The organism is Kitasatospora sp. NPDC005856 (assembly GCF_040629945.1).
In the GTDB taxonomy this organism is placed as follows: domain Bacteria; phylum Actinomycetota; class Actinomycetes; order Streptomycetales; family Streptomycetaceae; genus Kitasatospora.
Window position 1 is genome coordinate 1 of the sequence record NZ_JBEXWT010000034.1, and the last position, 25356, is coordinate 25356.

Sequence of the window (25356 nt, forward strand, 5' to 3'; positions counted from 1 at the left end):
AACCGCGCGGCCCCATCGAGACCGAAGCAGCCCGCCGCCTCGCCGACGACCTCAAGAACGAGTGATCACCCGATTACCCAACACTTTCTGAGCCGGCGCCGAACACGATCGCGGTGCCGGTCCGGGCGACCGGACCGGCACCACGGTCATACTGCCGACGGCCGGAGGCTGCACGGTGACCGACGGGCCGCGTAGGTGGCCGTGTGCCGAACATCTCCTCGAACGTGCGGTACGTCCCGATCCTCGTGACCCGGGTCAGGCAGCTCGACTCGCGGCAGGTGAAGTTGATCAGGTCCCCGACCTTGACCCGCTTCATCGACTCGTAGGCGACGCGGACTTCGACGGTCTTCTCACCGGAGGCGATCAGGTCGAAGTACTGCCGGTGGATCGGCATGTCGCGGGGGCGCTTCGCCGCGAAGTCATGGGTGGCGGGCTGGCGGTTGCTCATCGGGGCTTCCCTTGCGCTTGTGGTGGAGGACCGAAAGAAGTGCCTGGGGTCACTCAGGACGAGTTCGCCAAGGCCCGTCAGCGCTTCGACGTGCTCCTCCTGAGTGCCGGGCCCGGCTCAGACGGGCAGGTCCCAGCCCGGGCCATCCTGGGTGCCGAGCCAGACGCGCTGTCCGGTCGCCGACACGGTGATCCCGAAAGCGTCCTGGTGCGGCTCGCCGGCTGCCTGCCAGCACTGGACCGCGCGCTCGACCCGGTCCCACAGGCGGACGGGCCCCCGCTGCGTCACGGCCCACCCGCCGCCGGGCGCGGGTGCCGTCCGTGCCTGCGACCCGGTGGACAGGTCCCAGAGGATCTGCTGAGCCCCCACACCCATGCGGATGGCTGCGGGCGCGGCGAGTTGGGCCACCCAACCGCCCGTCCAGGTGTCGAGCGTCGCCGGGTCGACGAGGGTCGGGGACTCGTCGCCGGGCAGCAGGTCCAGCGTCGGGCGGGGCGGCCGGTCGTGCGGGCGGGCGATCATGAAGCTGGTCAAGTTCGGCCAGTTGGCCGAGTTGTGTGATCCCGCCCTCGCCAGCTCGACCTGTCCAGGTTTGGGGACGGCCGGGGCGGGGTTGTGCAACCCGATGGCGCGCAGGCACCAATGGGGTCGTGGTGAGACCGTAGGAGTTGCGCACAACCGCCCTCCAGCGAGTTGCACGCAGTTGCACACCGTTCACCCGAGCGTGTCCATGGCCCTTCTGATCAGATCCCGGGCGGCCGGCCCGTACACGGCAGAGGCGGACAGTTCCTGGTACCGGCCGACATACAAGGCGATTTCAGACGGCTGGGTGATCGTGAGGTACCCGGAGACGAGCTCGACGTTCACCTGGGCGCTGTCGAAGACCCAGAAGCCCTCCACCTGCATGGATACGCGGTCCCGGCGATGAGGAATGATTCCGAGACTCAGGTTCGGGAGGGTCGAGCGGGCCAGCAGGTGCCCGAGTTGTTCCGCAGCGACCGCCTTGCCCGCCAGACCCGACAGCACCGCTGATTCTTCGACCAGGAAGGCGAAGGTTCGCTGCGGGTCGTTGAGGATCTGCTGCCGTTCCATGCGGACCTCGACGGCGGCCTCCACATCGTCCACTGCGACCCGGCGCTTCTGGGTCGCCCGAAGCATCGCCGTTGTGTAGGCGCGAGTCTGCAACAGGCCCGGGATGGTGCCGGGTTGGTAGCAACGAAACCGGCTGGTCCGTTCGAACAGCGGAAGGACGGCCTCCTGGGCCCTCCTGAGCCCCGTGCGCTCCATCCGCTTCCACTCGACGAACATGCCCTCGACGGACTTGAGGCTCGCAGCCAGGTTGTCCGCCTGGTCGTCGGCGGCGCAGGCTCGGCACCAGTCCCGGATGTCCTGCTCGGAAGGCGCGGTGATCGCGTTCTCGATGCGGGACACCTTGGACTTGTGCCAACCGCAGAGCGCGGCCAGTGCAGGCCCGGTCAGCTCGGCTTGCCGGCGGAGTTCGCGCAGCCGGTCGGCCAACACTTTCCGGGCCTGCTGGACGCTCGATGAGCGGGAGGTTCGCATGGACTCGACTACTCGGGCGTGTACTCCTGGTGCGGGATGGCGAGTTCCCAGAGTGAGTCGAAGGCCGCACCGAAGAACCGCAGCAGTCCCGGTTCCGTGGCTTCGGAAACGACCTCGCGGTAGCTGATCTCACCGTCGCCGCTGAAGTGGTTGACGACAGCGCGCGCGTCATCGAACAGCCAGAAGTCGTTGGCGGGCAGTGCGGTGTCCCGGATGTCGGCCCGTCGCAGCCAGCGGACCTGCTCGCCGGCCGCGATGTTGAGGTAGGTCACGTGGTGCTCGTACTTGATGTAGTCGGTGACCGGCTCCGAGACGATCCGGAGCCGCCGAACGACCACGCCACGAGACACCGCTTCTTGGACCGTGTCGCCCCAGCCCTGGAACCACTCGGGGCGGTCGTCGGGCGCGTAGCGGTGGCCTCGCCTCCAACGCTGGAACTCGGGATCGCTCGCACCGTAGGCGTCACGGAGTTCCAGGTGAACGGCCGTGCGCGTTGCCTTGGCCAGCCCATCACGGGTAGGCGATGTCACGTCACTCCTTCGCGTCCGCGCCGAGGGCAAGGATGTACTTGATCATGACTTCGGGAAGCCTGATCACGGTCTCGTGCTCGGGGACCTCGGTGGAGTGGCCGGGGATCGATCCGACCTCCTCACAGCGCCGCAGATCCTCCTCGCTGGCCTTGTAGGACTGGATGATCAAGTCCCCGTTCTCAGGGTCTCGCCAGATGGTCGGCGAGTCGTCGGTCGGGGTGTTCGGGATGATCCCCAGAAACCTTAGAGGCTGCACGATGCTCCCTGGGAACTTGGTTCCGCGTAGTTGCACAACCGGATGAACCCATCCTGGCGCGTGCACGACGAGCTGTCAGGCACTTCACCGTCTACCGGGTCGCCGCCTGGCCTCTCGGGGAACCTGGAGCAGCGCCGCAGCCCCCGGCGCGTTGAGCGGCGGGGGCTGGCGGGTGGGTCAGGCGTCCTCGTCGGGCGGGGTCGCGCGCAGGGCGGTGACGACGCCCAGGGCGACGGTCGCGAAGGCGAGGACGAGGAGGACGGCGAAGGCCGTCCCGATCAGGAACCTCACGAGCAGTCCCGCTCCGCGTCGAGGAGCAGGACGAGGAGGTTCAGGAGAGTCGAGGCCGGCGCCGTGTTGAAGCGGACGAGGACGCGGCCGTCGATGGTCTGGTCGGTGGAGGCGGAGGGGAAGATCAGGCCGAACTTGCGCCCCCGCTCCTGGACTTCGCTGAGGAGGGTACGGATGTGGTCGTCGGTGTAGTGCCGGATCCGGGGGTCGGTCGGCAGCATCGGGTGACGCCGGGCCATCACGCGACCCCGTCCAGCTCGAACCAGACCGATTTGGCCCGCTCGTGGGGGTCGACGCCCCAGCGGTGGGTGAGGGCGGCGACGAGCTGGAGGCCCCGGCCGGACTCCGCGAGCAGGGAGAGCGGTGGGGTGGTAGGGAGGATCGGGCTCTGGTCCGTGACCGAGACGCGGAGGTTGCCGTTGGTGGAGATGACCTGGACGAGCGGGGCGGGGGTGTCCCCGTGCCGCCAGGCGTTGACGAGGAGCTCGCACAGGGCGAGCTGCGCGTCGAAGATCACGGACGAGGACCAGCCGACGCGGGTCATGGAGTCGTGGAGGGTCTGACGGGCGATGGCGATGGTGGGGGTGTTGATGTGACGCATGGGGAGTTCTCCCGAGGCGTGAGTGAGGGGGGAACCGGCGGAACATGTGTCGCCGTGAGCCAGGCCGGTGGAGATGGACGTGGCTGCTCTGCGGGGCCTGCTGACAGGCGTTACTGACGATCCGTCGGATCGATGTGAGATCGACCATAGCGCAGGCGGTCAGAAATTTATGACGCCTGCCGTGAAGTTCCCCCGTACGTGGCTCCAGCCACACGGGGTCCCTGCGGCACACTGATCTCATAGCCCCGCAGAGAGGACGCCATGGCCCTTCGATTGAACCCGACCCTTCGCCAGCGGCGGTTGGGCGCCGAGCTGCGAAGGATGCGGGAGCAGGCAGGTCTCGGAGGCAGTCAGCTCGCCCGCGAACTCGGCATCTATCCCGCCCAGGTGACGCAGATGGAGAACGCGAAGTCCGGGATCAGCGTCGAACGGCTGCACACAATCGCTGCAGTCTGCATGTGCGCCAACCAGCAGCTGATCGACGCCCTCGCCGACATCATCATGGACCGCGAGAAGGGCGGCTGGTGGGAGGAGTACCGAGGCGAAGTAACCATAGACTTCGCGGAGGTCGCTGAGCTTGAAGCCGGGGCACGACGGCTATCCACCTACACGACCGCATTCGCTCCTGGCCTGCTCCAGACCAACGCCTACGCTCGTGCCTTGTTCTCGCAGACGTTTCCGCCCCTGCCACCTCACGAGATCGACCTGAGAACAGCGTTTCGCATGCGGCGGCAGGACGTCGTTCGCTCCGGAAAAACGCCATACACTGCGTACATCCACGAGGCCGCCCTGCGAATGCAGTTCTGCGGGCCGGATGCCCACTCCGAACAGCTCGGCTCCCTGATCACGGACTCGCAGCGCCCTGACATCTCAGTCCGCATAGTGCCGTTCAGTGCCAGCTTCGCTCCAAGTCCCAGTGAGAACTTCACCTACGCGCAGGGCCCGATCGCTGAGCTCGACACGGCGCAGATGGACACGGGTCACGGCATCCGGATGTTCGACGCGCCTGCCCATCTGGCAAGGTTTCGCGCACTCCTCGACCAGATGGACCGCTCGGCCCTCTCCGAAGAGATGTCACGGAATCTGATTCGATCAATCATGGAAGAAGTAGGAAGTAAGGATGCATAGCTCCACCTGGCAGAAGTCCAGCTACTCCGGCGCAAGCGACAACTGCGTCGAACTGCGGGCCACAAATGAGATGGTCGAACTCCGCGAGTCCGACGAGGGCCACCTCATCCTCCGCACCTCCCCCACCACCCTCGCCAACCTCCTCCACGGCATCAAGGCCGGCGAGTTCGACCACCACGCCTGATCCCCGACGACCCCTCGTCTGCGCAGGAAGTCGGCCCGCCCGACTTCCTGCGCAGCCACCTCACCAAGCCGCTCCAACACCGTCGTTCCCGGCGCCGGCGACCATGGTTCGTCGCCCGGCGGGCCCTTGCGCTCCGCAAGGGCCCGCCGACAGGGAGACCCGCCTTCTCAGCGATCACCACGGGGCGCCCGACAGACCGGATGTCCTCGCCGGCCACCACGTTGGTCCGGGCGCACGCCAACAGGTACCGCTGCCCTTCGGTGGGCGGGTTGTCCACCAGCCGTACCCGCTCGAACCGCTTGCCCTTGTCGACCACGCGGCGCACGTTCTCGAACCAGGGGTGCCCGACCTCACCGGCGGTGTCTCCGGTGCGGAGGAACTCGGAGCACGAGGGCATCCGCTTGTCGGACGGATAGCCGGCCCTGGTCTCCCATGAGTGACTGTCAAGAGTGGTGGACGATGAGAGCCGCTGAGGCGGCGGCCGCAGTTGACGGGGACGTCTTCGGTCAGTCGGAAAACCCGAGATGCAGGATGGTGGCCCAGTTGTCGGTGACCAACAGCAGGTTGCGGCACCATATGTCGTCGACCAGGTACGGGCCGCTGACGTCGCCGGCGCTTCGGACGGGCCCCAGATGTGCTTCGATGAGGTCGGCGACGCTATCGGCGAGTTCGCCTGCCCCCCGGATTTCAGCGGGCGTGCGCACGTCGGGGTCCGAGGACCTCGGGGCGGAGTGCATGAACCCGTCGATCACCTGTCGGCGGAATATGTCCCGCCAGGCCCCTGGTGACTCGAACGGGACGACCGACGGTCCTACCTGGTGTCCACTGGCCCCCGGGTGGCACACAGCTTGAGCGAGATCCTTCATCCGGTCATGGCCGGGTGTCACCCCAGCCACGGGGACAACACGGAACAGGTCTATGGACGACACCCCCCAGTTGCAGTCGTCGAGCAGTTCCTCGAGTGGCTCAGCTGCGCCTGACACCGCGTCTGGAGCGTCGAGTGGGTTCAGCATGGGGTCTGGGTCCTCCGTGCGGTTCTGTGCTTCGGCCCCAGTGTGTCAGCTGAGCACGTTCATGCTGCGAGGTTTTTGGGGCGTTCGACGAGCTGACCGCGTTCGAAGCGGGCCCCGGCGCGGACCAGCGGGACGAGGTGGGCACCGCACTGATCGGAGTGGGAAGTCGGCCGAGCCGACTTCCCACTCCGCGAGGACCGCTCCACCGCGCTGTCCGCGACCTCTGCACTCGGCCGGACCGGGGCCGGGTCCTCGCAGTCGGCGAACCCGGCCACCGTGCCTGACAGTTGCGCACCGCGCCCCGGGACAGCCGGTCAGCGGCTGTCGCCCGGGTGGTGGACGGTGAGGTCGCCGTAGGCCGACAGGGCCCCGGCCGGGTCGCCGGATCCGTCCCGCAGGACGGCGTCCAGGAACGCGAGGGTGGCCGCGGCCACCACGCGCGGGCTCTCGGTGCGCCCCAGGGAGCCGACGATCGAGGGCACCGGCGGCAGGTACAGGGGCCCGTCCATGAACGTGAGGTGCGCGGCGCCGGGGATGGTGAGCCGGTAGTTCGTCGCGCTACTGGCCCTGAGCGCCTCGGTGAGGCGGGGCAGGTAGCGCGGGTCGGTCGCCGGGGTGATGGCCTGGGTGAGCGCGAGCGTCGGCTGCCCGAGGGCGGGCGAGGCGGGCCCGTGGGGGTAGCCGTCCAGATCGACGACCGCGCCGAACCGGCGGTCCTGCCGGGCCGCCTGCAGCGCTGCCGCACCGCCCATGGAGTGGCCGCTCGCCGCGACCCGGCCGGTGTCCAGGCGTCCGGTGAGCGGGCCGGGGTTCTCCCCCCGGTCCTCGCTGTCCAGTCGGGTGAGGACGAAGCCGAGGTCGGCGGCCCGCACCGCCGTCCAGCCGGCCGCCAGTTCCTCGTCCTTGTCCGGGTCCCCGCTGGAGGAGGTCTCGCTGGTGACCGTCCGGCCGTCGGCGAGGACGACGGCCGCGGAGTCGTACGGGTGGTCGAGGGCGGCCACCACGTAGCCGTGACTGGCCAGTTCCTCCGCCCAGGCGGTGTTCTGGGTGCGCACGCCGCCCGACCCGGGCGAGAACAGCACGACCGGGAACCGCCCGCCACCGGCGGCCACCGGGGCGTCGAAGACCGACCGGCTGCGGGCCCTCGGAACACCGTCGACCAGGAACCCCGGCAGGCCCACTCCACGCGCGAGGGCCTCGGAGACGGTACGCGCCTCCTGCTCCGTGCGTCCGAGGTACTGGGCCCGCCGCGCACCCTCGGGGCTCTTCTGCGCGGGGTACCAGAGCTGGACGACGACCGTGCGCTGGTCGTTCGGATCGGCGGTGAAGGTCTCGGGGCGGCGCGGGTCGGTCCACTGCGCCACCCGCGTGCCGACCGCGAACTCGCCCGACGGTTCGGGGAACACCGGCACGGGGAAGGCCCAGGCCGCCACCGGACCGGCGGCGATCAGCCCGGCGCACGCCACCGATCCCGGCAGCGCCAGCCACCAGCGCGCTCGCCACGCCGGCCGTCCGGTGCGGCGGCGGCCTCGCAGCAGGGGCGCGAGGGCGAACGGCAGGGCGAAGGCGGCGCCCGCCAGTACCGGCAGCAGCTGCCAGCGCACCCCCACCACACCCAGCACGATCGCGGACGGCACGAGGACCGCCGCCGCCGCGACCGTGACGCGCGGGCGAGCGGCTGCGGGAAGCCAGCGCGCCACCACCAGCGCGACGGCACCCAGCAGGGCAAGGATTTCCAAGGGGGACATGTGCGGTCCCGTCATGATCTCGGTCACCCGGTCATGCTCGGCGCCGGGTGGGCGCCGCCGCATCGCTCACAGGTCGCCGTCGTCTGCGCCCGGGGTGCAGTTCGCGGCGGCTCCCGGTACGACCGGAGCAGCAGTCGAGCACACCGGATCGGCGGCCGCCCTGCGACCACGGGAGGTAACGGGACTCCTCCTGCGGTCGTATCCCGGCACAGTGCCGTCAGACGGTGGGCGCATGTGCCGCGTGGGGCGCGCGGCCTACGGTGGCAGGGCCGCGGTACGTGCCGCGCGGCGCGAGGCCCCCGTACTCGTCGGGCTCGACGTCCTCGCCTGCGATCCGGCCGTACGCGGTGGCGGCCCCGGCGCCGGGGCCGCCACAAGACGCCGAACGACAGGGACGTGAATGACCGAGGCCGCCACGGAACCCGGCCCTGCCCACCGGGTACTCCACCGGGAGCAGGCGCAGGCGCGGTGGGCGAGGACGGCCTCACGGCTGACGGGCTACGCCGACCTGGCCCGTGCCCGAACGGCGCGGGCGGCACGAGCGGCGCGGCCGCTGAGGGCCGCCGCGCGCCGCGCCTCCCGGCTGCCGCCCCTGGTGTGGGACTCACTGCTGCCGGCGCTGCTCCTCCTCAACGTCGTGACCACGCGCGCGCCGCACGAGCTGCCGGTGGCCGTGGCCCTCACCGCAGCCCTCGCGCTGCCCCTGCTGTGGCGGCGCCGGGCCCCGGTCGCGGTGTTCGGCGCCGTGGCGGCCGCGGCCTTCGCCCAGTGGCTGGTGGGCGTCCAACTCCCGGCGGACGTCGCCCTGTTGGTGGCCCTCTACACCGTGGCCGCGCACTCGGGCCGGCGCGGCGCGCTCGTGGCCGGCGCCGTCTTGGAGGCGGGGGTCCTGCTGGCCTGCCTGCGCTGGACGACGGAAGGTGCCTTCCTGACGCCCTTCGTCGCGGCCACCGCGATGACCGTCGCCGCCGCCGTCCTCGGGGTGAACGTGCGCACCGGCCGCGCCTACCTCGCGGCCCTGGAGGAACGGGCCGCGCGCCGGGAGCAGGAGCAGGAACGGCAGGCGCGGCTGGCCGTCGCCGAGGAGCGGGCCCGCATCACCCGGGAGATGCACGACATCGTCACCCACAACCTGTCCGTCATGGTCGCGCTCACCGACGCCGCCCTCTTCGCGCAGCACCGCTCCCCCGACCGGGCCACCACCGCGATGGTCCAGGTCGCCGAGACGGGCCGGCAGGCCCTGACCGACATGCGGCGCTCACTGGGCGTCCTGCGGACCGACGAACCGGACGCGCAGCGCCACCCGTTGCCCGGCATCGCCCAACTGGAGGCCCTCGCCGAGCAGATGGGTGCCGCCGGGCTGCCGACCCGCCTGGAGGTCCACGGCGGCCGCGGCCACGTACCGGCCACCGCCCAACTCACCGTCTACCGCCTGGTGCAGGAAGCCTTGACCAACACCCTCAAGCACACACCCGCCGGCACCCGCGCGACGGTCCGGATCCAGTGCTCGGCCGGGACCGTCACCGTGGACGTCATCGACGACGGCCCCCGCCCGCCAGCTACCGCCGCCGCACCTCCCCTTCCCGCTCCCCCGCCGCCGCGTGCCGCCGCGCCGCCGCTTGCCGCCGCCGTCGCACCGTCCGGCCACGGCATCCCCGGCATGCGCGAACGCTCGGCCGCCTACGGCGGGACGCTGCGGGCCGGGCCGCTTCCGGGCGGCGGCTGGGAAGTGCACACCCGCCTGTTCCTCGACAGCGGTGGAGCGGCGTCCGCATGACGATCCGCATCCTCATCGCCGACGACGAAGCACTGCTCCGCATGGCCTTCGCCACCGTCCTGGAGGCCCAGCCCGACATGGCACCGGTCGGCGAAGCCGCCGACGGCGCCCAGGCCGTACGCCTCGCCCGGGAGCTGCGCCCCGACGTCGTCCTCATGGACGTCCGGATGCCCGGGACCGACGGGATCGAGGCCACCCGGCAGGTCGTCGCGGCCTCCCCGCGGAGCAGGGTGCTGATCCTCACCACCTTCGACCTGGACGAGTACGCCTTCGCCGGCCTCCACGCCGGGGCCTCGGGCTTCCTGCTGAAGAACACCCGGCCCGAGGAACTGCTCACCGCGATCCGCAACGTGGCCGCGGGCGACGCAGTGCTCTCCCCGCGGATCACCCGTCGCCTGCTGGAGGACGTCCGCCCGCACATCCCCGGCACCGGCGGCGCCGGCCACGACGAGCGGCTGAGCCGGCTCGACCGCCTCAGCGCCCGCGAACGCGAGGTGCTCGTCCAGGTGGGCCGCGGCCTGTCCAACGCCGAGATCGCGGCCACCCTGTACCTCGCGGAGGCGACCGTGAAGTCCCACCTGGGACGCATCCTGCACAAACTCGAACTCCGCGACCGCATCCAGGCCGTGGTCTTCGCCCACGCAACCCGCCTCGTCCACCCGTCCTGACGCGCCGCCTCCGCCCGCGCGGCCGGCGCTCGGTCCCTCCCCTGGCCCGTCACGCCCTCCCCGAGCCGGTCAGGAGGCGCCGACCCCCGCGTACTCCAGCGGCGGCGCGATCGCCTGGGCGTCCGCGCCTTCGCCCACCCACAGGCCGATCAGGAACGCGGCCGTCGCCTCCAGCAGGCCCGCGCGGTGGAGTCCTCCTCCATTGACCGGCTCGCAGCCGAGATCCCGCACCAGGCCCCGTACCGTTGCGAGCGCCGCCGCGTCGTCACCGCAGAGCGGCACCGCGAGCGGGCGGCCGCCGAAGACCGGCGGGGTCAGACTCCACACGCTCTCGTGGCAGAGGTTGAACCCCTTGACCACGGACGCAGCGGGCACGGCGGCCGCGATGCGCTCGGCCGCCGAGGGCCCGCCGCCGGTCTCCAGGAGGAAACCGGGCGCCACCGGGTTGGTGCAGTCGATCAGCGTCCGGCCCCGTACGGTGTCGCCCAACCCCGCCGCCACGCCGACCGCCGCCGCGTACGGCACGGCCAGCAGCACGGCGTCCCGGCCGTGCCGGGCCGCGTCCCGCAGGGTCCCCGCCCGTGCGCCGATCCGCTCCGCCAGCGCGGCGGCGCGGTCGGTGTCGCGCCCGCCCACCAGGACGTCGTGCCCGGCCCGCGCCCACCGTGCGCCCAGCGCCCGCGCCATGCTGCCCGTCCCGGCGATTCCGATCCTCATCACGTCCAGCCTCCCGTGGTTCCGTCCGTCGCATCCGGGACGACACTAGGAGAGCGCTCGGGCACCATCTGGTACGTGACCACTGATCAGGACTTCCTCGCCGACTGCCGTGCCCGGCTCGCCTTCGACCTGCTCGCCAACACCTGGAACGCGGTGGTGGTGTGGGCGCTGCGCGAGGCACCCGCGCGGCCCGGCGACCTGCGCGGGCGGATCGGCGGGATCAGCCCCAAGGTGCTGACGGAGACGCTGCGCCGGCTCCAGTTCAACGGCTTGGTGGAGCGCCGCGCGTACGCCGGATCGCCGCCGCGCGTGGAGTACTCCCTCACCGGGCTGGGGCGGACGCTGCTGGAGCCGATCGAGGCGTTCGGCGCCTGGGCCTTCGAACACGGCGAGGACGTGATGGCGGCCCGGGAGCGGGCCGAGGACGTCGACCGGGCACCGGGGAGCGCTCCCCCGGGCCGCCGGTAGCGGACCTGCCGGGACCGCCGGGGGCGGGTGCACGATGCGGCCCCCGACGGCCGCCGGGGGCTCAGCGCCTCCTGGTCAGCCGGCCCAGGAGGTTCTGGCCGCGGGTCGTCTGCCAGCGCGAGCGCGCCAGTCGCAGCACCGTGTCCCACTGCTGGCGCACCTCGTTGTCCGGAGGGCGCTCGCCGCGCCCGATCCGGTCGAGTTCGTCCTGCACCTCCCTTCCGGTCGCTGCCGAGGCCACGGTCGCGAGCATGGCCCCGAACAGGGCCGAGAGCATGGCGAAGACCGCCCCGATCGCGCCGTAGCGGTCCGTGGAGGAGTTGAAGAGGTGGGGCAGGTAGACGCCCACGGCCACCGAGTAGCCGCTCAGCAGGGTCGCCGCGATGCACCCGAACGGTACGAGGGCGGACCTGGGGATCCGGCCCGCGGACAGGAGCCGGCCGCTCCAGACGAGGAAGGCCGCCGTCAGCGGCGCTTCCACCACGGCCGCCGCCAGTTCCAGCGGTCTGCGGCCGAGAGCGGTGTGGACCCAGCCGCTCAGTGTGGCGTACGCGGCCAGCAGCGCGATCCACTTGAGGCCGTTGACCGTGTTGCGGACGCTCAACGGCTCCAGCTCCCAGCCCTGCTCGAACAGCCGCTGGGCGGCCCGCGCGAAACTCAGCACCGAGACGAGGAGGAAGGCGACCCCGAAGATCCCCGCGGTGCTGCTCCACTCGCTCGACGGGGAGAGCATGTCGCGCACGGCTTCGGCACCGTCTCCGGTGAGGCCGTAGCGGTCGATGACGCGTTCGGCGACGTCCTTGCCGCCCAGGCGGACGACGAGCGCGCTGCACAGGACGGCCAGGGGCACCAGGGCCGTCAGCGCGGCGGAGGCCAGGGCCATCGAGCGGTCGAAGCCCACGAGCCGCTGGAACCGGCTGACCACGCGCAGCGCGAACGCCGGGCGGAGCCAGAAGGTCGCCGTCCTCAGGATGGTCTCGCGGCTGATCCGTCTCGTCTGGCCCTCCGCGGTGGCAGTGGTGGGGTGGCGGCGGTGAGGTGGCGGCGCGAGGAGCCGGGCAAGCACGCCGCCGGTGTGATCCTCGCGCGGCGGGCCCGGCCCGCCCCGGCAACCCGCCGGGGCGATTGCCTCCGTCTTCCGCCGGATCCACCGCGGGCTCGTGGTCACCAGGGGACGACGCCGTCGTCCTCGAAGAAGGAACCGGTCGGGCCGCCGTCGGGGAGGGTGGCGAGCCGGATCGGGGTGGCTGCGCCCTGTGCGGGGGTGCGGGGTCCGTGGAAGCCCGTGAAGTCGGTGGCGACCAGGCCCGGGCAGGCGGCGTTGATGAGGATGCCGGTGCCGGCGAACTGTCGGGCGTACTGCAGGGTGAGGGCGTTGAGGAAGGATTTCGACGGTGCGTAGGCCGCCATGACGGGGCCGATCTCGGTGTCCGGGTCCGCCTGTCGGGTCAGGGAGCCGACGCTGCTGGAGACATTGACGATGCGGGGGGAGGCGGAGCGCCGCAGCAGTGGCAGCATCGCGTTGGTGACCCGGACGACGCCCATGACGTTGGTGTCCACGACGGTGCGGAGCACGTCCAGGTCGAGCGTGGTCGGATCCTGGAGCCATCCCGGGCCCATGTCGCCCGGGATGCCGGCGTTGTTGACCAGGGCGTCCAGGCGTCCGGCCACGCGTTCGATCAGTTCCGCGGCGGCGGTGACGCTGCGGTCGTCGGTCACGTCCAGCGGGACCCCGAACGCGTCCACGCCGGCGGCGCGCAGTGTGCCGACGGCGGCTTCGCGTCGGGTCGCGTCGCGGGCTCCCACACCGACGCGGTAGCCGAGGCTGCCCAGTCCGGCCGCGATCTCGTAGCCGATGCCCTTGTTCGCGCCGGTCACCAGCGCGGTGGTCGTTTCGCTCATGCCGATGATGTTGGTCCGTGGGCGGGTGGTGCGGCCAACACCGGTACGGTGCCCTGTCATACCCGGCGGGTATCACCGCGTATGCTGCGGCCGTGGACACCCTGGAGACCCGCGAGTTGAGGTACTTCGTGGCTGTGGCCGAGGAGTTGCACTTCGGGCGCGCCGCCGGGCGTCTCGGCATGGCCCAGCCGCCGCTGTCGCGGGCGATCCAGCAGCTCGAACGGCGCCTGGGGGTCCGTCTGCTGGAGCGCAACCGCCGTGGTGTGCGCCTGACGGGTGCCGGGGAGGTGCTGTTGCGGGAGGGCCGGGCGGCTCTCGACGCGGCCGCCGCCGCCGTGCGCCGCACCCGGCGCGCCGGGGGTGCCGACAGCCCTGGCGGCCCCCGCGCCCGGCTGGTCCTCGCGGTGAAGGCCGCCGCCTCCCACGAGCTGCTGCGGAAGCTCCTCGACGCCTACGCGGCCGAGCCCGACAGTGCCGAGATCGAGGTGCTGCCGTGCGGCATCCGCGAGCAGGAGGAGCTGCTGCGCGACGGACGCGCCGACGTCGCGCTCATGTACACGCCGTGGAACTCCCTCACCGGGTTCGACAGCGAGGCGCTGGAGGCCGAGGGGCAGGTCGCCGTCCTGCCGGCCGGGCACCCCCTCGCCGCCCGCGAGTCCCTGTCCCTGGCCGACGTCAGGGACGTCCCCGGTCTGCCGCTCGCCCGCTGGCCCACCCGCGGCACCTACGCACCCGGTCCTGGCCCCGAGATCCACAACCAGACACAACTGGCCCAGCTGATCGCCCTCGGACGCACCGTGGCGGTCGTCCCCGACTCCGCCCGATCCTGGCTGTGGGCCGAGCACGCGGCCGTTCCCCTGACCGACGCACCGTCCGTCGTGACCCACATCGTCTGGCCCGCGCACAGCCGCTCCCTCGCCCTGGCCGGCCTGGTCCGCACGGCCGCGCGGCTGTGGCCGGGTCAGAACGCGGGGCAGTGACACCGGCCCGCCGGCGAGTCGGGGGGCGGCGGAGCGCGGGGCGGCGGAGCGCGGGGCGGCGGCTCGGAGCCGGGGTGGGACGGGTGGGACCACCTGTCGGGGCCGCACGACACCACGTCGAGCGGGCTCGGCGTGCGGCCCCCGGGGCCCTACGACCGGTCAGACGGTGAGGAGTTCCGTGGAGGTGGTGGCGGCTTGCAGGGCGTCGGGGTCGGGGACGATGCCGATGCCCGGGCCGGTGGGGACGGTCAGACGGCCGTCGTGGAGGACGAAGGGGTCGGTGATGTCGCGGGTGTAGTAGCGGGCCGAGGCCGAGATGTCGCCGGGCAGGGTGAAGCCCGGGAGAGCGGCCAGCGCCAGGTTGGCCGCCCGTCCCAGCCCGGTCTCCAGCATGCCGCCGCACCACACCGGTACGCCGTTCGCCAGGCACAGGTCGTGGATCCGGCGGGCTTCCAGGTACCCGCCGACCCGGCCGGGCTTGATGTTCACGATCGAGCACGCCTCCTGCCGGATGGCGGTGGCCGCGTCCCGGGCCGAGGTGATCGACTCGTCCAGGCAGATCGGGGTGTCCATGCGGGCCGCCAGCCGGGTGTGCGAGAGCAGGTCGTCCGCGGCGAACGGCTGCTCGATCAGTGTCAGCCCGTAGGCGTCGAGCCGGCGCAGGTGGGGCTGGTCCGCCGGACTGTAGGCGGTGTTGGCGTCCACCTGCAGGGCGATGTCCGGGCCGAACGTCTCCCGGACCGCGCGAAGCGGCTCGATGTCCCAGCCCGGTTCGATCTTCAGCTTGATCCGGGCGTAGCCCGCGCGCAGATAGCCGTCGACGGCGCTGATGAGCTCGTCGACGGTGTCCGTGATGCCGACCGACACGCCGACCGCGAGCTCGGTGCGCGTGGCCCCGAAGTACTGGGCGAGGCTGATGCCGGCGGTCCGCAGTTCGGCGTCCAGTACCGCCATCTCGACGGCCGTCTTGGCCATCGGGTTGCCTCTGACCGGCCGGAGCAGCTCGGGCACCAGCGCCGCGGTCAGCCCGGGGGCCCGGGACAACCGGGGCAGCAGGAACTCACGGACGACTTCCCGGGCCCCGGCCAGGTACTCGGCGCTGTACGTCGGATCGTCGTCGGCCACGCACTCGCCCCAGCCGACGGCTCCGTCGGCCGTGGTCACCTTGACCAGCAGCGAGTTCCGGTGTTCCTGGGTGCCCAGTGAGGTCCGGAAGGGCGCGACCAGGGGCAGGGCCACCTCGCGCAACTCCACCTGCCGCAGCTTCATTCCGATGTCTCCTTCCGTCGCAGGACGTACCAGCCGGAGCGGTCGAACCCGTCGATCCGGTAACCGTTCTCCAGGGCGCCGCCGAGCGCCTGGCGCATCGCGGAGCGCCAGCGCCGGGCGGCGGCCGGGTCCCTTCGCCGCAGGGACTCGGCGTCCGCCGGGGTGACACAGCGCAGGACGTCGCCGGTCGCGGCGCGCGGTACGGGCTCGCCGTCGCCGTCCGCTTCGAGCACGGGTTGCGCCGCGGCCAGGTCCGGCAGCGGTGCCGGTGCGTGCGGCGTCCCGTGCACCGGCCAGCTGACGAACAGCCGGTCGGAGTCGTCGCCGTCGTTGATGCCGTCGTCCAACGGCCCGTAGAAGTCGGGCAGGTACGCCTCCGCGACCGCCCCGAGCCGTTGCAGGTTGAAGTAGGCGTTGCGGCGGATCAGCGGGTCGTACGTCCACGAGATCGAGGTCAGGCCCGCCTGGGCGGCCCATTCCCGCTGGTGCGACTTCATCGCCGCGCCGATCCCGCGCCCGTGCATTTCCGGCAGTACGCCGGCCACGTGCGAGTGGAGACTGTCCCCGATGGTGCGGAACCCGGCGGTCACGCCGACCATCGCCGTCCCGAGGTACGCCGCCGCGACGTAGCCGCCGGTGTGGGCGAGCGCGCACATCACGTCCAGGGCCAACGGTGGCTCGGCGGTGTCCGGGGTGTTCCACACGGTGCGCAGCACCGCGTCGGCCTGCTGGAGTTCGGGTACGGTCCGAAGCAACCGGATTCGGACGTCCGCCCGTTCCGCGTCGGCGGAAGGAGAATCGACCATGTGACGAGTCTGCTCGGCGGACCGCGCCGGGCCGTTGGCGTCCGGGCCCACGTTCACCTGGCCTCCTTTGTGTCGATGTCCGGCAGCCGTAGCCGCAGCGCCAGCGCCAACCGCAGGTCCGGATCGTCGATGTCGATCAGCTCGGCCAATCGGACGCGGGTGACCGGGTCGTGCGGGGTGGAGTTCCACCGGCAGCCGTCGCCGTCCTTCGGGAAGTCGACCGTGTCGAACCAGTTGACGCCCCGGAACCGGGGGTAGCCGGGTGTGTCACCGGACTTGACCCGGTGGAAGAACGCGGCGAACGCCTTGTCGAGACGACGCAAAGTGGCCTGCTGTGAGCTGAACGACCAGCGGCCCTGACGCTCGGGGTCGAATGCCCGGATCTCCTTGAGCTGCGCCGACTGCTCGCCGTACCGGACGGTCGTCTTCGAGACATGCCGGTAGGCCTCTCGGCGCTCCTGCAACGCCCCGTTGTACAGCGAACAGTGATCCCGCAGCATCTCCGCGAGCGCCTGCGCCTGGCCGACGGTGGGCCGCATGAGGAACTTGTACGCACGGATCACCCGGCCCACCCCCTTTCGGTCTCCGTCATCAACATGCCACAGGCCACTGACAATGTGCACGGTCACTCCGGCGCTCCGCGCCTCCGGGCCGAGGATGCGTTTCCCTCCCCGGCTGAAGCCGGGGACACCCACGCAAGATCAGGGATGGACCGGGTGGAGTGGACGCCGATGAGGGACACCTCGGGGCGGGCGGCGGAGAGCGGGCAGCGGGTGGGGGCCGTCAGGTGGCGCGGTTGAGGCCGGGAGGAAGTCCCAGGGGGGCGGTGTCGTCGGGCTGTCTGACGAAGCGCATCCGGTGGACACCGTGCGTGCTGATCAGGAGGTCGTCGCCGCTGGGGCGCAGGCTGATCAGGCCGCCCGCACGGAACGCGCCGTCCGGTGCCGGTTCGATCGTCCCGGCGAACTCCAGGCCGAGTTCGAGCGTGCCGTCCCGGGTGACCGTCGCCAGGATGCCGAGCTCCGGACTGCGGTAGACGGCCGGTGGCAGCGTGGCCCCGGCAGCCGCGGGGGGACAGCGCCGGTACTCCGTGGCGCGGCCGGGGCGGTACACCGATCCGATCCTGATCGTGCCGGACGACATCCGCAGCCAGAAGCCGGCGCTGTCCTCCAGGCCCTGCCAGCTGCCGTCGACGGCCGGTGCGAACTCGCCGGCGGACGGCGCGTCGTGGATGCGGATCCGGCCGTTGCCCACGGCGTCGATCCGCAGGGTGAGGCCGGATCGCGGATCCAGCCAGTCCCCCGTCAGCCGGGCGGCGGGCTCGGCGGCCGCCGGGTGCGCCATCGGCTCGACGGGATCGTCCTCGGGCAGCCCGGCGGCCAGCCGGAGCACCCGGGTGGCCAGCTTCGCGGCGTCGATCGAGGAGTTGTTGCTCAGCAGCGCCACGCCGAGGTCGGCGTCCGGCATGAACAGCAGCTGGGAGCGGTATCCGGGGACACCGCCGGCGTGGCCGAACGCCGGGTGGCCCGCGATCGTCGTGTGGTAGAGACCCAGCGCGTACGGCCACTCCTCCCCGTCGCCGGAGTCGACCCGCCGCACCAGCCCGTCGCGGATGTCGGCGCCCAGGACCCGGCCGTCCTGCAGGAATCCGAACCACGGCGCCAGGTCGGCGACGCTGGTGGCCAGGCCGCCGTCGCCGACCGCGGACTCCTCGGTGTCGGCGCGCCGGACGGCACCGCGGGTGACGTCGTACCCGTAGGCGAATCGCGGCAACGGCTCCTGGCTGTCCTCGCGGAACACGGTCTCGTTCATGCCCAGCGGTGTGAACATCCGGTCCGTGGTGAACTCCCCCAGGGTGCGGCCGGTGAGCCGCCGCACGAGCGAGGCGACCAGGACGTACCCCGTGTTGGAGTACGAGAACGCGGTCCCCGGGTCGAAGTCGACCTCGGTCAGTCCTGCCACGAAGGCCAGCGTCTGATCCTGGGTGATCCTCGTCAGCGGGCGGCCGGCGATCGTCATCAGGGCCAGCCAGTCCCGCAGACCGCCCGTGTGCCGCAGGCATTGACCGACGGTCACCGGCACCGCCAGCTTCAGCTCGGGCAGGTGCGTCCGGATGTCGTCGTCCAGCGACAGCCGCCCGTCCCGGCACAGCAGCAACGCCGCCGCGGCGGTGAACTGCTTGCTCATGGAAGCGATGTCGAACCGCGTCCTGGTGTCGACCGGCGCCTCGAACTCCACGCTCGCCAGCCCCGCCGACGCCTGGTGGATCAGCTTCCCGTCGGTGTAGATCCCGACGGACAGTCCCGGGTCTCCCGGGCGTACCGCCGAGCCCACGAGCTCGGACAGTGTTGTTGAGATGGCCATGCGTCACAGACTCTCAGCCGCGGCTGCCCGGAGGGTTTGTCCTGACCGGCAAAATCCGCTCGCCCAACGTTGGCCGAAAGGACATGCCCCTGTGCCGCCTGCGCCCCGGAGGCGTGTGCGCCGCCGCTCGCCCTGTCCCGGCTGGGGGGCGCAACCGTACGCGGCGTTCAACGGGGACCTGGCGCCGCTCCGCCGAGCCGCTGGTAGAGGACCTGCCGGGACCGCCGGGTGCGGGTCACGAGCCCGGCGCGGTGAAGGAGTTGCAGGTGGTAGGAGACGGTGGCCGGGCTCAGGTAGAGCCGCCGGGCGAGCTCCGTCGTGGAGCGTGGCTGGCTCAGCTCGGCCAGGAGCTTCAGCCGCGTCGCACCGATCAGCGGATGGTCCTGCTCCGGTGGGAGGCAGTCGACCTGCGCGGCGGGGTAGACGATCAGCGGGATGCGTGGGCTGGGCGCACCGGGCGGCTCCCCGGCGCAGAAGAGCGCCCAGTCGACGAAGACGCTCGGCGTCAGGATGACCGCGTCCGCGTCCAGTGTCAGCTGGTGGATGCCCTCGGTGCGGAGGTGGACGATCAGTTCGCCGTCGCGCCACTCCAGGTTCGGCGCCAGAGCGTTGAGGACCTCGGCGAGCCCGCGCCGGGCGATCTCGGCGGCCCGGGCGGCGACGTCGGCCTCCAGCCGGGCCCGGATGGCCGGCCACGAGGGCTCCAGCGCCTCGTGCCAGAACCGCGCCATCTCGTCGGCGAGACGGCGCGCGAAGTGGTCCTCCCCGCGGTCGAGGGCCCGCAGGAGTTGGGGCGGCGGCGGGTGGCCGCCGGGATCCCAGGAGTGGCCGTTGACGGCGGCGGCCAGCTCGTAGCGGATCCGCTCCTGCGGGGTCGTCGCGATCTGGTGCAGCGCCGTGTCGATGTCGGTCAGGAAGGCCGGGGGCTCCGGCCGCAGGAAGTCCGGGGCGTAGCCGAGGGGGCCGCCTCCGCCGACCACGGCCAGCAACCCGAGCCGGTGCCGGGACAGCGCGTCCGTGGCCCTGGTCCGCCACGACGGGGTCAGGGTGCCCGGGCTGTAGCCGACGAGGCGGAGCAGGTCCTTGGCGGAGCCCACGGGCGAGACCGCGAACCTGACGCCTCCCAGCCCCCGGGCGCCCAGGCGGATCCGGATCACGAGCGCTCCTCCTTCGCCGGCCCATTCGAAAGAAATCGAATCACTCGACCGGTCAATCGGCGTGGCGTTTCCTGGATTCACCGCACCGCCCCACCCTTGAAGGGACTCCAGGACCCTTGATCATCCACCACATGACATCCGGACGAAGGGGACACCAGATGAGACTCGCCGGCCACAACGCGGCGACACGCACCCTGACGAAGCTCGGCGCGGGGGCCATGGGGCTCGCCGCGGTCGCGTTCGTGGCGGGGGTGGCGCCGGCCTCGGCGTCGGCACCGACCGCGACGGAGCACCGCGGCGCCGTCTCGTCCCCCTCGGTCAGGGACGGGGAGATCGTGGAGCTCTGGAACCTCAACAGCCAGCACTGCCTGTCGGTCGGGGGCGGGAGCACGGCGGGCGGGGCCGGGGTCATCCAGTGGTCCTGTTACGGCGGCGCCGAGCAGTACTGGGGCCTCTACCCCCTGCCCAACACCGGCGGCGGCTACGAGATCAGGAACAAGAACAGCGGCAAGTGCCTGGCCGATCCGGCGAGTTCGCAGAACGCCGGCGTCCAGCTGATCCAGTACGGCTGCGACAGCGGGCCGGAGCAGACCTGGTACTTCGGCTCGAACCCGGACACGGGCTTCGCGCAGATCAGGAACCGGGTGAGCAACATGTGCGCCGCGGTCGGCGGTTCGAGCACGACACCGGGTGCCCCGGTCGTCCAGTGGCCCTGCACCGGCGGTTCCGAGCAGCGGTGGACCGCCTCCGCGTGACGGCCGACCGCCCGGCCACCGTCGCCCGGTGACCGACGTCTCGCGGCTTCGCCCCACCGGAGCCGCGAGACCCGCCCCCGCTCCCCCGCCTCACTCCTGCCGCGCTGCGAAGCACCGGCCGTCCGACCCGCCGCCAGTTCCGGGCCGGAAATACCTCGATGCTGCTCCCGGACGCCCGGGAACAGCATCGAAGGGGGTGTCTGTCCGGTGTCAGAAGAGGACTTCTCCGTCGGGATAGCCGTTGCCGATCCTCACACCCGGGGCGTATCCGCCGGTGCCGTCGCCCTTGTGGAACCAGAGGTAGCCGTAGGTCTTGCCGCTCTCGTGGTCGCGGGCTACGAGGTCCGGGTTGCCGTCGCCGTCGAGATCGCCGGGTGCGGCCAGAGCGGTGTAGACCTGCCAGCCGTTGTCGATCGGGACGGGTGCCTGGTAGCCGCCGGTGGCGGTGCCCTTGAGGAGCCAGAGGCCTCCGGCCGCGTCCCGGGCGACGAGGTCGGGGGCGGCTGCCCCGTCGCGTGCGAAGTCGCCGGCCGCGATCAGTGTGTCGTAGTCGCCCCAGGCCTGGCCGGGTGCGGGCGGGTCGAGCTTCACGGCGGCCTGCTGGGCGTATCCGCCGTCGGCCGTGCCCGGGTACCGCCACAGGTCGCCGAGTCCGTCGCGCACGAGCAGGTCGGGATATCCGTCGTGGTCGGTGTCACCGGGGGCGAGCAGGGCTCCCTTGGTGTCGCTCAGGCTCTGCAGTCCGCTGCCCACCTGGACACGGGTGCTGCCGGAGTAGGAGCCGGTGGCGGGGTCGACCGGGTACCGCCACAGCAGCCCGTTCCCGTCCACCGCGACCACGGTGTCGCCCTGGCGGGCGATGCGCTTCATGCCGCCCCAGCCGAACCCGACCTTGCAGGCTCCGGCGAGGGTGCCCCCGCTCTTCCCGGCGTACCGGTACAGTCCGCCGCCCGCGTCCACCCGGAAGACCGCTCCCGCCGCCGGAGTCGCGGATGCGCAGTCCTGCCACCGGGCCGCGCCGTGCAGGATCGCGTGGTCGGAGACGTCACGGTTCACCGGCAGCGCGTCGCCCCGCTCATCGGTGAAGAAGCTCGAGGTGAAGAAGATGTAGTCGATCTTCCGGTCGGCGGTGTCGTCGCCGTTCGGGTCGCGCAGCACGGTGTCGTCCTTGGTCCGCTCACCGGAGCGACAACGGGGTTTCCCGGTGCACACGCTCTGGAAGAAGCCGGGGCCGACGTCCGTCTCGTCGACCTCGGTCATCGCTCCGGTGCCCCGGGTGTTGCTGTAGGCCTCCGGCGAGTAGAACGGCTTCGTGCCGTCGTTCCACGGCTGGGTGTTGAAGTCACCGCCCAGAACGACTGGGACATTCTCGCCCTGCCATCGCTTCACCGTGTCGGAGAGCCGCACGGCCTCGGCGTCACGAAGGGCCTTCTTCGCCGGAATGCTCTCGTCCCCCCAGTACAGGTGGACGGAGCACACCCAGGTGGAACGGTTCTGCAGGTAGACCCTCATACAGGGGCTCGTGATGTTCTCGGGCTCCTGGCGCACACCGTTCGAGGTGTAGCCGTTCAGATCCAGGTTCACGATGCCATCGCGCTCGTCCTCGACGGGCCGGTCGGCGTCGGCATGGCGCGCCCCCTTGGAGAACACGGCCATCCCGTAGGAGGACCAGCCCCGGCAGATCGTGTGCCCGTCGATCACCGCGTCCTTCTCCACGGTCTTGGCGTAGTGCCCGGTGTATCCGGGAAGCCGTGTGGCGATGTCGTCGTACTGGTACTCGCAGACCTCCTGAAGGAAGATCACGTCCGCGTTCCACGCGCCCGTGCCTTCGGCGGCCACCGTGGCCTCACGCAGGCCGATCTCGGGTGGCGTGCCCTCCGCCACCACGCAGGCGTGACCGCACAGGTTGTAGGTGGAAACCCTGATCGGCGGCGCGCTGCCCGGATCCACGACATCGCCGGCTGCCACGGCCGCCGACGCCCCGACGACACCCACCGTCAGCAGGAAAGCCAGGCTTCCCAGTAGCGCCACTACGGACTTGAACGTTCTCACGTAACTCCTCACCAGAACCCGGCCTTGACCCCGGATTCGATCAAGGTAACGGATCGCATGTCCACGTGAGACCGCTGACGTCCTGGCCGACGTCTCGCGGCTTCGCCCCACCGAAGCCGCGAAACCCGCCCCCACACCACCACCTCACTCCTGCCGCGCTGCGAAGCACCGGCCGTCCGCTCCGACGCCCGCGCTTGCCCACCCGGAGACGGCCGCCCCCGCCAGGTCTGCACGGACGACCCGCGCACGCTCCCGTCGACGTGTTCGATCTCGGGGCTTCGACATGCGGCTTTCCTGCCACCGGGACGCCGATACTCGATACGGTAGCGGTCCGTAGTGATGTCAACACGGCGTTCAGGGAGCCAGCGTGGGGGGCATCGGCGTCACGTTCGGCAGGTTCATCGCGCTTCGCCGTACCGGTCTGGGCTGGACCCAGGTCCGGATCGCCGCAGAGCTCGATCGCAGCGAGGACTGGGTGTCCCAGGTCGAGCGGGACATGCAGCAGGTCAAGGACCTGACGCTGCTTCAACGGCTGGCCGATGTACTGGGGGTGCAGTTGGCCGAGCTGATCGCCCTGCCGCAACCGGCCGCCGGGCGGCCGAGAACGCGTCCTCGCAGGGCCGTCTCCGCTACGCTGACGAGCACTTCCGCTGCCGAGGAGGACGATGTGCGACGCCGCCCGTTCCTGACCCTGGCGGCTGCCGCCCTCTTCTCCCCTGCCGTCGGCCGGCAGGCCGCCCATGCCGAGGGAAAGACCCCGTTGAGCGGCCTCGAAGACCTCCTGCTGTACGGGGCGGACCGGGTCCCGGCTCCCCGCAGCGAACCGACCCAGGAGAGCGTCGCCACTTCCCTGGTGATGTCGCGCCAGGAGTTCAAGGCGGCCCGGTACGACGCCCTCGCCAAGGCCCTGCCGGGCCGGATCGCCGCCGCCGAACTGGTCGGCACGCCCGAGGAGCGGGCCCGCAACGTCGCCCAGCTCTACAACGTCGCGGTGCGGCTGTGCATCAAGGTCGGCACCAACAACCTCGTGGCCATCACCGCCGACCGCGCGTTGACCGCCGCCCGGCTGGGCGGCGACCCCCTGGTCACCGCCGAGGCCCAGCGGATGGTCTCCAGTTCCTGGCGCCGCCAGGGCAGCCTGGCCCGTGCGACGGACATCGCGGTGGTCGCCGCCGAGGAACTGCTCACCGACGGAACGGTGCCGGAAGCCGCCCGGCTGGCCGTCCGCGGCGACCTGTACGCCACCGCGGCCTACACCGCCGCGAAGTCCGGCGACCGGTCCTACGCTCACGCCCTGATCCGGGAGGCCGCGGACAGCGCCGCGGCCGCCGGCCGCACCTCAGGCCAGGTGGACGGCATCCGGGGTGTCGCCCTGCACGAGCTGTCCGTGCACTACGAGCTCGGCGACGCCGGGAAGGCGATCGAGCTGGCCTCCACGATCGACCCGGCCGCTCTGCCGACCGCCGAGCGGCAGGCCCGGTTCTTCATCGACGTGGCCCGCGCGTTCGACCAGTGGGGCAGGCCCGCGCAGTGCTACCGGGCCCTGCTGGCCGCCGAGGAGGCCGCCCCGCAGGAAGTCCGGCGCGGCGCGGTCCGTGACCTCGCCACCGGCCTGGTGCGGCACGACCGCAAGCTGCCCGGTATCCGGGACTTCGCCGAGCGCGCGGGCGTGCAGATCATCTGATCCGTAGCCGGACCACGGCCCGTAGTGCGGCTACGGATCCGGCCTTCGTCGCGGTAGTTCACTGGAGAACGTCCGCACCCCCTGTTGCCGAAGGCCCTGACACACCCACGCACGGCGCCCCTCACGTCGGCATCGCGGTCCGCCAGCGGGCCGACACTCGGCCACCTCGCCGGACCTGCCCGTCTCCCGGGCGCCGCGGGGCCGCCACGACCGCCGCCTCTTCCACTCGCTCGCCCGAGAGGAGACCCAGCCATGCCCCGGCTGACCGACACGCCCACGATCGACACCGCCCCGGAGCACGTCGACCACCGCACCACCCCCGCCTACTACATCGACACCGCGGCCATCACCGACCCGGTTGTGCGGCACCTGCTGAACCGCTGCCACACCGTCTTCGGCATCAAGAAGGCCGTCACCGACCTGCTGGCCGGACGCCTGGACATCCCACTGCCGCAGACCACCGGGGTGATCGAGCCTGGCGCGATCGTGCGGGGCCGTGTGATCGTGGCGGCCGGTGCCGTCATCGCGGAGGGCGCCCACGTCACCGGCCCGGTGCTGGTCTGCCCCGGCGCGGTGATCGAGGCCGGGGCCCGGGTGCGCGACACCACCGTCATCGGCCCCGGCTGCCGGATCGGCTTCGGCGCCGAGGTCACCCGCTCCCTGCTGACCGGCGGGGTCTTCATGAAGCACACCAGCTTCGTCGGCGACTCCGTACTCGGCCTCGGCGTCAACATCGGGGCGTTCGTCTCCACCACCGGCCTGCGCGTCACCTCCGGCCCGGTCACCGAACCGGCCACCGAGGAGATGTGCGCCCACCTCGACGGCCGCCGGGTACCCACCGGCCAGACCAAGTTCGGCGCGGTGATCGGCGACGGCGTGATCGTCCCCGCCGGCACCGTCCTCCAGCCCGCCACTCTCATCGGCGCGCACACCCTGCTCTACCCCAAGACCCAGGTCGGGGGCTTCTTCCCCTCCGGAAGCCAGGGGAGGTGACC

At 71.7% G+C, this 25356-nt stretch carries 26 protein-coding genes and 2 pseudogenes; 9 read left to right on the top strand and 19 right to left on the bottom strand.

The features are described from left to right. Positions 1-73: 73 nt before the first annotated feature. From ABZ449_RS21260 to ABZ449_RS21290, 7 genes and pseudogenes are all read right to left on the bottom strand, one after another. Positions 74-448, bottom strand: coding sequence for an ASCH domain-containing protein (locus tag ABZ449_RS21260; protein WP_360347904.1), 375 nt, complete (start codon positions 446-448; stop codon positions 74-76). Between the two features lie 117 nt (positions 449-565). Continuing rightward, a pseudogene (locus tag ABZ449_RS21265) lies at positions 566-979 on the bottom strand (methyltransferase); the annotation flags it as partial. Between the two features lie 183 nt (positions 980-1162). Continuing rightward, positions 1163-2011 (bottom strand): helix-turn-helix transcriptional regulator, encoded by an 849-nt coding sequence (locus tag ABZ449_RS21270; RefSeq protein WP_360347907.1) that lies wholly within the window; start codon positions 2009-2011, stop codon positions 1163-1165. Between the two features lie 8 nt (positions 2012-2019). Continuing rightward, entirely contained in the window at positions 2020-2541 is a 522-nt protein-coding gene (locus ABZ449_RS21275) for a DUF6879 family protein (RefSeq protein WP_360347910.1), read from the bottom strand. A gap of 1 nt (position 2542) precedes the next feature. Then, positions 2543-2797, bottom strand: a complete 255-nt coding sequence (locus ABZ449_RS21280) for a hypothetical protein (RefSeq protein WP_360347913.1) — start codon at positions 2795-2797, stop codon at positions 2543-2545. Between the two features lie 287 nt (positions 2798-3084). After that, entirely contained in the window at positions 3085-3327 is a 243-nt protein-coding gene (locus ABZ449_RS21285; RefSeq protein ID WP_360347916.1) for a hypothetical protein, read from the bottom strand. After that, positions 3327-3689, bottom strand: coding sequence for an ATP-binding protein (locus ABZ449_RS21290; protein ID WP_360347919.1), 363 nt, complete (start codon positions 3687-3689; stop codon positions 3327-3329). The genes ABZ449_RS21285 and ABZ449_RS21290 overlap by 1 nt, the downstream gene beginning before the upstream one ends. Positions 3690-3950: 261 nt before the next feature. Between ABZ449_RS21290 and ABZ449_RS21295 the strand changes: the two genes are divergently transcribed. Both ABZ449_RS21295 and ABZ449_RS21300 read left to right on the top strand, forming a co-directional pair. Beyond that, positions 3951-4817 carry a helix-turn-helix transcriptional regulator gene (locus tag ABZ449_RS21295; RefSeq protein ID WP_360347922.1) on the top strand — a complete coding sequence of 289 codons (867 nt, stop codon included), beginning with the start codon at positions 3951-3953 and terminating at the stop codon, positions 4815-4817. Beyond that, a complete protein-coding gene (locus ABZ449_RS21300) occupies positions 4810-5001 on the top strand; it encodes a DUF397 domain-containing protein (protein ID WP_360347925.1) in 192 nt (63 codons plus the stop codon). Before ABZ449_RS21295 ends, ABZ449_RS21300 begins: the two co-directional genes overlap by 8 nt. Here ABZ449_RS21300 and ABZ449_RS21305 read toward each other — a convergent pair. The 3 genes from ABZ449_RS21305 to ABZ449_RS21315 form a co-directional block, all read right to left on the bottom strand. Next, positions 4970-5527 (bottom strand): DUF6879 family protein, encoded by a 558-nt coding sequence (locus ABZ449_RS21305; RefSeq protein WP_360348119.1) that lies wholly within the window; start codon positions 5525-5527, stop codon positions 4970-4972. The two genes, ABZ449_RS21300 and ABZ449_RS21305, sit on opposite strands and share 32 nt — an antisense overlap. After that, positions 5508-6014: a hypothetical protein gene (locus ABZ449_RS21310; RefSeq protein WP_360347928.1), complete on the bottom strand. Its 507-nt coding sequence runs from the start codon at positions 6012-6014 to the stop codon at positions 5508-5510. Before ABZ449_RS21310 ends, ABZ449_RS21305 begins: the two co-directional genes overlap by 20 nt. A 314-nt stretch (positions 6015-6328) precedes the next feature. Continuing rightward, on the bottom strand, positions 6329-7762 hold the full coding sequence (locus tag ABZ449_RS21315; protein ID WP_360347931.1) for a hypothetical protein: 1434 nt from the start codon (positions 7760-7762) through the stop codon (positions 6329-6331). A gap of 400 nt (positions 7763-8162) precedes the next feature. Between ABZ449_RS21315 and ABZ449_RS21320 the strand changes: the two genes are divergently transcribed. Further along, on the top strand, positions 8163-9539 hold the full coding sequence (locus ABZ449_RS21320; RefSeq protein ID WP_360347934.1) for a histidine kinase: 1377 nt from the start codon (positions 8163-8165) through the stop codon (positions 9537-9539). Next, positions 9536-10207, top strand: a complete 672-nt coding sequence (locus ABZ449_RS21325; protein ID WP_360347937.1) for a response regulator transcription factor — start codon at positions 9536-9538, stop codon at positions 10205-10207. Before ABZ449_RS21320 ends, ABZ449_RS21325 begins: the two co-directional genes overlap by 4 nt. Positions 10208-10276: 69 nt before the next feature. On the opposite strand, the gene ABZ449_RS21330 is transcribed toward ABZ449_RS21325, so the two are convergent. Beyond that, complete coding sequence (locus ABZ449_RS21330) at positions 10277-10924, bottom strand: NAD(P)-binding domain-containing protein (protein ID WP_360347940.1); 648 nt, start codon at positions 10922-10924, stop codon at positions 10277-10279. A 75-nt stretch (positions 10925-10999) separates the two neighbouring features. Here ABZ449_RS21330 and ABZ449_RS21335 point away from each other — a divergent pair, with 75 nt between their 5' ends. After that, positions 11000-11392 (top strand): helix-turn-helix domain-containing protein, encoded by a 393-nt coding sequence (locus tag ABZ449_RS21335; RefSeq protein WP_360347943.1) that lies wholly within the window; start codon positions 11000-11002, stop codon positions 11390-11392. A 61-nt stretch (positions 11393-11453) separates the two neighbouring features. Here the strand turns inward: ABZ449_RS21335 and ABZ449_RS21340 are convergent, their stop codons facing one another. Next, positions 11454-12458, bottom strand: coding sequence for a YhjD/YihY/BrkB family envelope integrity protein (locus ABZ449_RS21340; RefSeq protein WP_360347946.1), 1005 nt, complete (start codon positions 12456-12458; stop codon positions 11454-11456). Between the two features lie 98 nt (positions 12459-12556). Next, entirely contained in the window at positions 12557-13294 is a 738-nt protein-coding gene (locus ABZ449_RS21345) for an SDR family oxidoreductase (protein ID WP_360347949.1), read from the bottom strand. Positions 13295-13386: 92 nt separating this feature from the next. Between ABZ449_RS21345 and ABZ449_RS21350 the strand changes: the two genes are divergently transcribed. Continuing rightward, positions 13387-14274, top strand: coding sequence for a LysR family transcriptional regulator (locus tag ABZ449_RS21350; RefSeq protein ID WP_360347952.1), 888 nt, complete (start codon positions 13387-13389; stop codon positions 14272-14274). A gap of 159 nt (positions 14275-14433) precedes the next feature. Here the strand turns inward: ABZ449_RS21350 and menC are convergent, their stop codons facing one another. From menC to ABZ449_RS21375, 5 genes and pseudogenes are all read right to left on the bottom strand, one after another. Then, positions 14434-15543 (bottom strand): o-succinylbenzoate synthase, encoded by a 1110-nt coding sequence (gene menC, locus ABZ449_RS21355; protein ID WP_360347955.1) that lies wholly within the window; start codon positions 15541-15543, stop codon positions 14434-14436. Next, a complete protein-coding gene (locus ABZ449_RS21360; RefSeq protein ID WP_360347958.1) occupies positions 15540-16349 on the bottom strand; it encodes a GNAT family N-acetyltransferase in 810 nt (269 codons plus the stop codon). Before ABZ449_RS21360 ends, menC begins: the two co-directional genes overlap by 4 nt. 146 nt (positions 16350-16495) lie before the next feature. After that, a pseudogene (locus tag ABZ449_RS21365) lies at positions 16496-16912 on the bottom strand (helix-turn-helix domain-containing protein); the annotation flags it as partial. 220 nt (positions 16913-17132) lie between these two features. Further along, positions 17133-18713: a serine hydrolase domain-containing protein gene (locus tag ABZ449_RS21370; protein ID WP_360347960.1), complete on the bottom strand. Its 1581-nt coding sequence runs from the start codon at positions 18711-18713 to the stop codon at positions 17133-17135. Positions 18714-18880: 167 nt separating this feature from the next. After that, positions 18881-19870: a helix-turn-helix domain-containing protein gene (locus tag ABZ449_RS21375; RefSeq protein ID WP_360347963.1), complete on the bottom strand. Its 990-nt coding sequence runs from the start codon at positions 19868-19870 to the stop codon at positions 18881-18883. Between the two features lie 158 nt (positions 19871-20028). Here ABZ449_RS21375 and ABZ449_RS21380 point away from each other — a divergent pair, with 158 nt between their 5' ends. Then, positions 20029-20625 carry an RICIN domain-containing protein gene (locus tag ABZ449_RS21380; RefSeq protein WP_360347966.1) on the top strand — a complete coding sequence of 199 codons (597 nt, stop codon included), beginning with the start codon at positions 20029-20031 and terminating at the stop codon, positions 20623-20625. A gap of 210 nt (positions 20626-20835) precedes the next feature. Here ABZ449_RS21380 and ABZ449_RS21385 read toward each other — a convergent pair whose 3' ends face one another. After that, positions 20836-22677 carry an endonuclease/exonuclease/phosphatase family protein gene (locus ABZ449_RS21385; protein WP_360347969.1) on the bottom strand — a complete coding sequence of 614 codons (1842 nt, stop codon included), beginning with the start codon at positions 22675-22677 and terminating at the stop codon, positions 20836-20838. A 367-nt stretch (positions 22678-23044) separates the two neighbouring features. Between ABZ449_RS21385 and ABZ449_RS21390 the strand changes: the two genes are divergently transcribed. Beyond that, positions 23045-24361, top strand: coding sequence for a helix-turn-helix domain-containing protein (locus ABZ449_RS21390; protein WP_360347972.1), 1317 nt, complete (start codon positions 23045-23047; stop codon positions 24359-24361). A 252-nt stretch (positions 24362-24613) separates the two neighbouring features. Beyond that, positions 24614-25354: a hypothetical protein gene (locus ABZ449_RS21395; protein ID WP_360347975.1), complete on the top strand. Its 741-nt coding sequence runs from the start codon at positions 24614-24616 to the stop codon at positions 25352-25354. The last annotated feature ends 2 nt before the right edge of the window (positions 25355-25356 follow it).